The 9007-nt window shown below is 59.4% G+C and carries 6 protein-coding genes; 3 read left to right on the forward strand and 3 right to left on the reverse strand.

The features are described from left to right. Positions 1 to 35 precede the first annotated feature (35 nt). Positions 36 to 1364 carry a hypothetical protein gene (locus HX811_RS24915; protein ID WP_177047805.1) on the reverse strand — a complete coding sequence of 443 codons (1329 nt, stop codon included), beginning with the start codon at positions 1362 to 1364 and terminating at the stop codon, positions 36 to 38. Between the two features lie 216 nt (positions 1365 to 1580). On the opposite strand from HX811_RS24915, the gene HX811_RS24920 reads away from it, so the two are divergent. From HX811_RS24920 to feaR, 3 genes are all read left to right on the forward strand, one after another. Next, positions 1581 to 3080, forward strand: a complete 1500-nt coding sequence (locus tag HX811_RS24920) for an APC family permease (RefSeq protein ID WP_177047807.1) — start codon at positions 1581 to 1583, stop codon at positions 3078 to 3080. Next, on the forward strand, positions 3061 to 3645 hold the full coding sequence (locus tag HX811_RS24925; RefSeq protein WP_003219899.1) for a DUF3156 family protein: 585 nt from the start codon (positions 3061 to 3063) through the stop codon (positions 3643 to 3645). The genes HX811_RS24920 and HX811_RS24925 overlap by 20 nt, the downstream gene beginning before the upstream one ends. A 117-nt stretch (positions 3646 to 3762) precedes the next feature. Then, positions 3763 to 4716, forward strand: coding sequence for a transcriptional regulator FeaR (feaR, locus tag HX811_RS24930; protein WP_177047809.1), 954 nt, complete (start codon positions 3763 to 3765; stop codon positions 4714 to 4716). Positions 4717 to 4776: 60 nt separating this feature from the next. Here the strand turns inward: feaR and HX811_RS24935 are convergent, their stop codons facing one another. Then, positions 4777 to 5079, reverse strand: a complete 303-nt coding sequence (locus tag HX811_RS24935) for a contact-dependent growth inhibition system immunity protein (RefSeq protein ID WP_134326170.1) — start codon at positions 5077 to 5079, stop codon at positions 4777 to 4779. After that, positions 5076 to 9005 (reverse strand): RNase A-like domain-containing protein, encoded by a 3930-nt coding sequence (locus tag HX811_RS24940; protein WP_256344462.1) that lies wholly within the window; start codon positions 9003 to 9005, stop codon positions 5076 to 5078. The genes HX811_RS24935 and HX811_RS24940 overlap by 4 nt, the downstream gene beginning before the upstream one ends. Positions 9006 to 9007: the final 2 nt, after the last annotated feature.

Here is a 9007-nt window from a genome sequence, read left to right on the forward strand (position 1 = left end):
CCCACATGTGATCTCGGTAGCTCATTGCATCTGTGTTAGAACGGCACGGCCACGGTGACCTGGCTATAGAGATTGGTGCCATTGCCACCCACCTGGTTGCCGCCGTTGCTCTCATCCTTGTTGGGCTTGTACAAACCCAGCAGCGGCGTGACGATCAGGTGTTCGTTCACCGCCCACTCCGCGTACAGGTCCAGTTCGCGCCCATCGAGGTTGAGCATGCCGCCCTTGCTCAACGTCTTGTAGTCGAAGAACAGCGCGCCCAGGGTGACGCTGTCTCGCGGCTTGACCTTCAACGCCACATGCTGCACCTCAGTATTGGTATTGAACGGCCCCGAATAATTGCCGGCCACCTCGCCCTGCACCCAGGTGCCGTAGCCACGGTTGAAGCCCGAAAACATCGCATCCCAGTTTTTCGAATAGCGGCTGTAGCGGTAGGTCAGGTCCGGCGACCACGGCAGCGCGGCGAAGGTATAACCGCCCTCGGCGTACCAGGCCTTTTCCGGGCCGGCGTCCTTGTCCTGCCAGGCGTATTCAAAGGAAAAGTGCGCGTTCTCGATCCCGGCATTACCGGCGCCCCGCAGGCTGTAGATGTTCATCCCGGCGCGCTGTTTTTGCAGGTCATTGGCATAACGGTCGTCGACGCTGATGCCGTGGATATAGGTCAACCCCAGGGTGCCGGGCGCGGCGGTGTAGTCCAGGGTGCCGGCAGCCATTTCAGTGTTGGCCTGGGCGCGGTTGTCGGACTTGATCCACATTACGCTGCCATGCACGCCGTCCTTGCCACCCAGGCGTAGCACTGCGGTTTGATCGAAGGCATGCCGAGCGGCGATGTAGTAGGCGCCGCCCCGGTTGAACTTGCCGTCATCCACGCCCTTGCCGAAGTTCGGGCCGTCATCGTTGATGATGAAACCGTCGCCGAGCATGATGACCTGGCGGCCGAACGACAGGTCCACACCCTCCTTGCCCAGTGCCGGAAACAGTTCCCCCGAGCGCCAGCCGGCGAAGGCTTCGTCGAACTTGGTGGTGCGCTCGCTGCCGGTGGTCACGCCCGACGCATCGCCATCACCCCAGGTGCCCGAGCTGACCAGGTTGGCCGTGCCATACACGCTGCCCAGGGCGCCGAAGCGCTGGTCGACGCTCAAGCCATACTTGATAAAACTTTCACGCCAGGTGGAACCGCCGGTGGTGCCGTCGTAGTTCTTGCGGCTGTTGAACATCCCGTACACCGCCAGGAAGTTGCCGGTGACCTGAGTGTCGTCATCGGCATACAGCTCGAACGCCTGGGCCGATGAGTCGATGATCATCAGCGCGATGCCCAGGCTGATGGCCCTGTACAGGTGACGGGTTTGTTGTGTGTGCTGCATTGTTATAGTCCCCAACAAGGTGAATTGAGGGAGCATTAGGGCGAGCGCCACCGGGCCAAGTCTTTCCCCTGCGTGCCAGGAAATTGTCCCAGGCCGCCAGTGGCGCAGCAGTGGCAGGCAGCAACAAAACCGGCGGCAGCCAGGAGCAAGACGATCAGCCAGGGCGGGCGCAGAGTGCCAATACTTCTAAAAATCCGCTTCTTGAGGATCTGCACCATGTCGATCAACGACCGGCTCACCGAACATTTGAAACGCGGCACGGTGGGCTTTCCAACCGCGCTGGCGAGCACCATTGGCTTGATCATGGCCAGCCCGGTGATCCTCACTGCGACCATGGGGTTTGGCATCGGCGGCAGCGCCTTTGCGGTGGCGATGTTGATCGCGGTGGTGATGATGCTGGCCCAGGCGACCACCTTCGCCGAAGCCGCCTCGATCCTGCCCACCACCGGCTCGGTCTACGACTACATCAACTGCGGCATGGGCCGGTTCTTTGCGATCACCGGCACCTTGTCGGCGTACCTGATCGTGCATGTGTTTGCCGGTACCGCCGAAACCATCCTCTCTGGCGTGATGGCGCTGGTGAACTTCGAGCACCTCAACACCCTGGCGGAATCCGCCGGCGGTTCGTGGTTGCTGGGAGTGGGCTTCGTGATTGTGTTCGGGGTGCTCAATGCGTTTGGCGTCAGCGCGTTTGGCCGGGCCGAGATCATCCTCACTTTCGGCATGTGGACCACCTTGATGGTGTTTGGCGTGCTGGGCCTGATCGCAGCCCCGGCGGTGCAGCTGGACGGCTGGTTCGGTGAATCCCTGGTCGGTACCGACCTGATTACCATCCTGTCGCTGGTGGGCATGGCGATGTTCATGTTCGTCGGCTGCGAATTCGTCACGCCGCTGGCGCCGGACCTGCGCAACTCGGCCAAGGTGATGCCCAGGGCGATGGTGCTGGGGCTGCTGGGGGTGGCCACGTGCATGTTCATCTATGGCGCGGCCATGAAACGCCAGGTGGAAAACGTATTGATCGACGCGGCGGGCGGCGTGCACCTGCTGGATACGCCGATGGCCATCCCGAAATTCGCCGAGCAGGTGATGGGCAGCGTCGGCCCGATGTGGCTGGGCATCGGCTTCCTGTTTGCCGGTGCTGCGACCATCAACACCTTGATGGCCGGTGTGCCACGGATCCTGTACGGCATGGCCGTCGACGGCGCGTTGCCCAAGGTCTTCACGTACCTGCACCCGCGCTTCAAGACACCGTTGCTGTGCATTCTGGTGGCGATGCTGATTCCGTGCCTGCACGCGCTGTACCTGGGCGGCAACACCGACAACATCATGCACCTGGTGCTGGCGGCCGTGTGTGCCTGGAGCTTTGCTTATCTGCTGGTGACGCTGTCGGTGGTGATCCTGCGGATTCGCCGTCCGGATCTGCCTCGCGCCTACCGTTCGCCGTTCTTTCCGCTGCCGCAGATTCTGTCGAGCATCGGCATCCTGCTGGGCATGTGGTTTATCACCCCGCCGGGCATGAACCCCGCCGACATCTACATTCCCTTTGGCGTAATGCTCGGGTGCACGGCGGCGTACGCGCTGTTCTGGACGCTGGTTGTGCAGAAGGTCAATCCATTCAAGCCCGCCTCGGTGGAAGAGGTGTTGGCCAAGGAGTTCGCCCATGAGCCGGGTCAGCCGCACAACGGGTATATCAGCCATGCTGCAAAAACTGTCTGAGCTGTTCAGCGCCCGGCGCGCGCCTGCCGGGTATCGACCCGGCGTTACGCTGGAACACCTGCGGCGTAACCTCGGCCTCGCCGGTTATGAGGTGTGTGGACCGACGACGGCCCGGGTTTCCCTGGACAATCTCGGGCTGCAACTGGAGATCGTCGAGCGCACCGAGTCGCAGCTGTTGATGCACCTGGTGATGACCGAATTCGTACTGCGCATCCCTGCCTCGCAGCAGGGCACGGCGAGCTTCGAACTGCACCACACCGGGGCCGTTCGACGCACCGGAATCCGCTGTCGACAGCGGTCGGGCGACAAGGAGGTTTCAGGCATTTTGCACACACAATTGCAGGAGGGCAGCGCCTTGCATCGCGCCTTGATGCCGCTGGACTTCAAGCGCCTGCGCATCGACCTGGTGGATCACCAGTGGTGTGTGCGGCTTGAGCATATGGGCGGCAGCGAGGTGGTCAACCGCATGCCGGCGTTCCGTCGCTACATCGCCTTGAGCAGTGTGCAACGCGCCTGGCTGCTGGACGCCTTGAACGGTTTCCAGCGCGCCTTGCAGGCCCACTGACCACCGGATTTGGCATCAATAGTGCAACCACCTTGGCAGACACGTACTTGTTGCGCGCATATAGATAACATGTTAACTATTGCCCGACAAAAACAAAAAGCCAAGGTGGAAACAACCATGAGCATGCAACAGATTGGGCAAGACGGGCTGGACCTCTGGACCCGGGATCTGCGCGCGGTTTGCGGTCACTTCGACACAGAACTGGCCTTCAACCGCTCGCTGTTCATCGGCAGCATCAGCACCTTTTCCCGCGGCGGTTTGCCCCTGGCCAGCCTGCGCACCAACGCCGGCCTGATCAAGCGCCCCAAGGCCCGCGCCGACCACGATGACGACCAACACTGCTTCCTTGTCAGCCAGCGCAGCGGCTACTGCCAGATCACCCAAAACGGCCAGAGCTTCCAGCTTGCCCCCGGCGAACTGTTATTGATGGACTCGGTGGGCTCCATCGACATCACCCCGTTCGGGCTGATCGAACACGCGTCCCTGTCCTTGTCCCGCGCAGAGGTGTGCAAACAGTTCGGCAACCAGCCCAAGACCTTCGGCAAAATCTCCTCGAGCAAAGCCTGCGGGCGCATGTTGCATGTGTTGATGGATCAACTGTGCAAAGACGCACTGAACGGCGAAGGCGCGGTCGGGGAGGGGCAGGCGTTGCAGTCGGCGTTTGTCTCGCTGCTGGGGTCGGCGTTTGAGCAGGGAGACGATGAGCGCGATGATTGTGGCGGGTTGCAGGGCAGCAATCTGCGCAGCTATGTGCAGAAGGTGATTGATGAGTCATTGACCCAGCCAGGGCTTAGCCCGGTGGGGTTGGCGAGTCGGTTGAATATCTCGGTGCGGCATTTGTACCGGTTGTTTGAGGAACAGGATGACAGCGTGTGCCGGTATATCCAGCGGGCGCGGTTGAAGCGCAGTGCGGATGATCTGACCAATCCGTTTTTGCGCAGTGAGTCGATTACGTCGATTGCGTATAAGTGGGGGTTTACGGATTCGGCGCACTTTAGTCGCTCGTTCAAGAAGCAGTTTGAAGTGTCGCCGAAGGATTTTCGGGCTGGGCGGTTGCAGCAGGTGGGATAGGGGAGGAAGAAGGGGCTTTCCGAGCACCTTCTTTATTATAAATATCTTAAGAGATCGAAGTTATTCGCCTCTTTGGCTCAAAAGCGCGTCAATGTGCTCCAGCCACAATTTCCCGCTTTTCCAATCGTGAGGATAATAGTAGCCACAGCCAATATCTGAGAACAAAAGATGCTGTAACGCTTGCTCCGTCTTGTTGGCATGTAAAAGAGCTTTTAACTCGAGGTGTGCAGCTTTAAAAGTTTCTGCTGAGGATTCAGCTATAAAGCTGAGAATCACATTGTCCGCACTATCAAACTCATCAACCCAATCTTGATTGAAGTAACCCGCGAGAAGTTGCTGCAGTTGTGAATAATCGTTATTCATGGATTCGGATATCCGGTCTGAATTCTATAGCCATTGGGCATGCTTTTATCTTTGAACAAAATCAGGTAAATCTCCCGTCCGGGGACGGTTTTTTTTGCACCTCGCTTCAGGCTAGTTCCAACTGGCTGAGGAGACTTTTGAGTAATAACAATTTTTTTGTCTTTTCCTTTAACAAACGAATTTATTTTAGTTTTGTTGCTTGCTATCACGCTTGATATTGCTGACTCGGCTGTCGCGCGATCAGGGAAGGTAGATGCCGTGGGCACATGAGGCTCATTTTTAAGACGTGTTGCCAGTTGTTGGTCAGTTCTACCAATGTGCTTTTGCATCAAATGTCCTCCGGCAGCTTCGTGAGCAGCTAAACCTCCACCAGGAACAATTTCGCTGTAAGGCCCATCGGCGACTATTTGGCCTGGGCAGGCTGTAGCTTTACAGCTCAACCCCAACGGATCCACCCACCCCGTCGGGTTGGGCACGTACTGGTATCCGTTCAGCCCGCCCGCCAGTTTCACCGGATCAGGCGTCAGGTAGCGGCCAATGTCCGGATTGTAGTAGCGATGACGGTTGTAGTGCAGCCCGCTTTCCGGGTCGAAGTATTGGCCCTGGAAGCGCAGCGGGTTGGTAACGGTGTTGACGTCCAGCTTCGCGATTTGGCCGTAGGCGCGGTAGTGCGCGGACCAGACGATTTCGCCATCGGGCGCGGTGAGTTCTTGTGGCGTACCCAGGTGGTCGAGTTGGTAGTGGAAGGGTTTTACGTTTCCCGGCCCATAGCCTTTCAGCAGCGCTAACGGGCGAAAGCTGTTGGGTTCGTAGATATAGCTTTGGTGGTGATCAGCACTGTGTTCGGCAATCAGCGTGTCGCCTTGCCAGAAGAACTCGGTGGTTTGGCTTTTTATCGTTTTGGCGATACGCCGACCAAACGGGTCGTAGCGATAGCTGGCTTGGGTGCCGTCCGGTTGGGTGACGCTGATCAGGCGATGCTGGCAGTCGTAACTGTATTCGGTAACTAACTGCTGCGCCCGACCCCGGCGTTCGCGCAGGAGGTTGCCGAAAGCGTCGTAGTCGTAATGGCGGTCACCTTGCATCAACAGGCGATTGCCTTTGACGACGCTCGGACCGACGCGGTCTTGCATCAGCAGGTTGCCCGCCGGATCGTGGACGAAGCGTTCCTGCAGGTCGTGCGAGTGGTTGGCGCGGGTCAGGCGGTCGAGCGGGTCGTAGTGGTAGTCGTGCTGGCCTTTTCGAGTGTCGAGGATGCGGGTGAGGTTGCCGCGTTTGTCGTAGTTGTATTGGCGGCGCTGGTAGCGTTGTTCCTGTTGGGTGATCGCGTGGGCGTGCAGGCGGCCCTGGTCGTCGTAGTGGTAGCGGCTGAGGAGTTGGCCTTGCTGGCGCTGATGTTCGCGGCCGGATTTGAACAGGTGCGAGGTGAGCGGGTTGCCGTTGAGTTGGACGGTGGCGAGGTCGCCGCCTTTTTCGTGGTGGAAAGCGAGGCGGTTGTTGTCGGGCAGGCGCAGGTAGTTGAGTTGCCCGCATTCGTCGTAGCGGTAGCGCAACGTGCCCCAGCCCTGGTGTTCGGCGGTGAGGCGGTTTTGCAGGTCGTATTCGTAATGCAGCGGCCAATGACCGTCGTCGACGCTGAGAAGGTTGCCGAGACGGTCGTAGGTGTAATCGACAATGCTGCGGTCGGGCAGGGTTTTTCTTACGAGGCGACCGGCAGCATCGCGCGCATAACCGGTAACCAGCTGACTGCCATCGTCGCCGTATTCTATCTTTTCCAGCAGATGCCCGGCGAGGTCGTAGGCATAGGCGGTGCGGTGCCCATCAAACCCGGTTTCCTGCTGTATCAGGCCGTTGGCGTGGTACTCAAGCCGATAGGTTTCGCCGACCTCGTTTTCAATCTCGGTCAGTAACAGCCGAACATTGTCATAACGGTATTTAAGCTGCGTGCCGTCCGGATTAATCCGACGGCTGATCAGGTGCAAACCATCGGCGTATTCGTAGCGGGTGACGCGGCCCAACTCGTCGCGCTCAGCAGTGATTTTTCCGTACGGGTTGTAGCTGAATTCGCGTGTGGCCCCGTCAGGCTGAATCACTTTCAGCAAACGACCTACGGCGTCCCACTGATACTGGGTCAGCGCGCCATGCTCATCCTCGCAAGCCACCTGCCGCCCCAGCTCGTCATAGCGATAACGCCGCACACCACCATTCGCCAGCTTCTCCTCAATGAGCTGGCCGCGTTCGTTCCAGATAAAGCGTTGGCTGCTGTTGTCCGGATACCAAACACCCGTAAGCTTTCCGTGTGGGGTGTACGTGTATTCGGTGTAATTGCCGTCCGGATCAGTCTTGCGAGTGATATCGCCTTGATCGTTACGCTGGTATTTCCACACCGCGTCACCACGGCGCACAACCCGTACGAACCCGTTGTCATGCTCGTAGGACGTCGGCGTATCGTCACCGGGAAACAGCGCAATCAACCGACCGGCGTCGTCGTACTGATACGCCGTCACCGCCCCCAGTGGATTCTGCTCGACCGTCAGCCGGCCTTTTTCATCGTAGGATTTGAAGTGCTGCGCGCCGTCCGGATCGATCCGCTGCACCAGCCGTGCGCGCTGGTCGTGTACGTAGACTTCCTGGCTGCCATCGGCGTTGTGCACGGTGACCGTGCCGTTGTCGTCCCACACATACCGCGTGTCCATCTGCGAAAAGCTGGCCCAGTGCCGGACACATCGCGCTGCCTTGCCAGACCGTTCCCACTCCCAGAAGAAACTCGCCCCACCGGCCAGCTCGCGCTCCAGGATCACCTGCTGATCGTCGTACCGATAACGCTCGCTTTCGCCGACAGCGTTGGTCGCTTCAATCAATCGCCAAGCGTCGTCATACCTGTAGGAAACAACGTTCTGTTCGGTAACCCAGTCCAGTTCCCGCTGCACCTGATAGTCGACGGCAACGATATGTCGGCGGTCATACCGCAGCAGCAATCCTTGACCAACGCCGTTATCAATCCGCTGAATCCGCCCGGAATAGTCACGGGAAATACGCAGCCGGTTGTCATACGCATCGCTGATCGCCGTCAGCACACCGTCACGGAAGTGGTAGAAAAGCGACGCCTGAGCCAGCACCCATTCATCCGGCAAAGCACCCAGATAAATCGCCGCTTCCGCCAGGCTATTGGTGATGGCCGGCCGTGCAGCAGAGGGCAGGGGAAACGTCGTACTGCGGTTCTCGTGATCGGTCCACACCACCGATTCACCGCTCACCACCAACCGCTGCGCCAGCGCATGACTCCAGCCAAACCCCAGCCCGCAATCCACTTCCACCGCACTGCTGCGATACAACCGCGTCCAGGCAAACGGCAGCACACCCTCCAACGAGCCGTCTGTGAGGGTCAGCAGTTCCTCACCAGTAACCATCGAAACCGGGCAGCCATTGGTACAGGTATTCGCCGAACAGACCGAAGCATCCCCATTGGGGTTTTTCGCCGAAGCTGGCGCATCATCCACAGGCTCCTGCTTCACCAACGCCGTGCGCGCCGTCTTCGGCTCCCGCACCATCGGTGCCGGGTTGGATATCTCGTCCACGCCAGCCTTCAACGGCACCGCCGCAGCCTTGACCGGCACTGCATGACTCTGAAGCGATAACGGCTTAAGCACCTCCGCATGCCTATCCAGCGGGGCCGTACCGCCCAGCTTGGCAATCTGCTCCAACCACTCCCGTGCCCGCTCGGACCTGACCTTGCCCAGCACCTGCGCGCCCAGCCGTACCGCCACACCCATACCGCCGGTAGCCCACAGCAACAGCAGGTTGAGCAACACCTCGGTGGTGATTTCCCCGAGCAACTCAAACATGTAATGCGGCGGCAGCATGCGCATCCAACTGACCATCGCGGACAGGTAGATGAACAGCAGCGGCTCGTCGCTGAGAATCAACA

Origin of the sequence: Pseudomonas sp. F8002 (assembly GCF_013385495.1) — a bacterium.
Taxonomy (GTDB): Bacteria; Pseudomonadota; Gammaproteobacteria; order Pseudomonadales; family Pseudomonadaceae; genus Aquipseudomonas.